This window comes from Methanorbis furvi (genome assembly GCF_032714615.1).
Taxonomy (GTDB): Archaea; Halobacteriota; Methanomicrobia; order Methanomicrobiales; family Methanocorpusculaceae; genus Methanocorpusculum; species Methanocorpusculum furvi.
On sequence record NZ_JAWDKA010000022.1, the window covers coordinates 1 to 938 of the forward strand.

At 45.2% G+C, this 938-nt stretch carries 4 protein-coding genes; all 4 read left to right on the top strand.

Features of this window, described 5'->3' with window-relative positions; genetic code table 11:
• Positions 1 to 121: 121 nt before the first annotated feature.
• Genes McpAg1_RS09560 through McpAg1_RS09575 form a run of 4 tightly spaced genes read left to right on the top strand, consistent with a single transcriptional unit; the run spans position 122 to position 792 of the window.
• The gene (locus McpAg1_RS09560) at positions 122 to 307 is read left to right on the top strand and encodes a hypothetical protein (RefSeq protein ID WP_338095081.1); all 186 of its coding nucleotides are present in this window, start codon (positions 122 to 124) and stop codon (positions 305 to 307) included.
• Positions 304 to 501, top strand: coding sequence for a hypothetical protein (locus McpAg1_RS09565; protein ID WP_338095082.1), 198 nt, complete (start codon positions 304 to 306; stop codon positions 499 to 501). The genes McpAg1_RS09560 and McpAg1_RS09565 overlap by 4 nt, the downstream gene beginning before the upstream one ends.
• Positions 488 to 643 (top strand): hypothetical protein, encoded by a 156-nt coding sequence (locus tag McpAg1_RS09570; RefSeq protein WP_338095083.1) that lies wholly within the window; start codon positions 488 to 490, stop codon positions 641 to 643. The genes McpAg1_RS09565 and McpAg1_RS09570 overlap by 14 nt, the downstream gene beginning before the upstream one ends.
• Positions 640 to 792, top strand: coding sequence for a hypothetical protein (locus McpAg1_RS09575; protein ID WP_338095084.1), 153 nt, complete (start codon positions 640 to 642; stop codon positions 790 to 792). The genes McpAg1_RS09570 and McpAg1_RS09575 overlap by 4 nt, the downstream gene beginning before the upstream one ends.
• The last annotated feature ends 146 nt before the right edge of the window (positions 793 to 938 follow it).

Here is a 938-nt window from a genome sequence, read left to right on the forward strand (position 1 = left end):
GTGATGTTGTTAGGCGGCGTTTGTCCGACATGAAAGTAAGATATCCCGGTCTGAACATCGAACTGATAGAAGAGATGAAGAAAACATATCCGATCCTTGCGAAAATCGGAGGACTGACAGAATGACCCCGCTGGACATATTACCCGAATTTATTAGTTGCCTCCTTGGAATTGGAATTGGCGCATTATTGACATGGGAGAATATGAAACCTGTGATTGAATCTCAGGAGGCACAGATACGGGTCATGTCGAACCTCATCAGAAACTTGACCGACCACATCAAAAACAATGGAGAACCGGAAAAATGACCGATGAAAAAACACTGATCCGCATAAAGTCAGTTCTCAATCAACTGAGTATTCTTTGTGATTTTGTCGACGTTGATGCTCAGTATGAGGAGTTTCCAAGAGCTAACGCATACAATGAAGGACTCGCAACCGTGTACAAAGATTTGGAAATGGCTTACAAAGAGCTGAAGGGAGAACAAAATGAATCGAAGTGATGCGCTGAAAATAGCCCTCGGTGCAATGAAATTTGCTCAGGCTTGGAATACCACCGAAGAAGCCTTTCGAGGATATGGTACAGCGGGATCGATTATTCAGGAAATGATTGCAGAAGAAGAAAAGAAGGAGAAAACAGAATGAGAAACATTGTAGAAGAAGCCTGCCCGATTGAACCGACCAAAGTACATCAGGGAACAGGCAAGAAGGTATTAGTTGCAGAGAGTATTGAATACATCGACGCTGACCGGATTCAGGCAGCCGCAGAGGAAGCACTCGGACGGGTGGTTTGAATGGGTCGAATTGAGTTCGAGGATGAGTGCGGGATCATCATGAAAATTCCGCATGAACTTATCTCAGAGGTGCGGCTGATCTCAACCGATCAATCGAAACTTAAGGTCATCGTCAAGGTCACCGGCTCCGGGCGGTTGTATGTTCC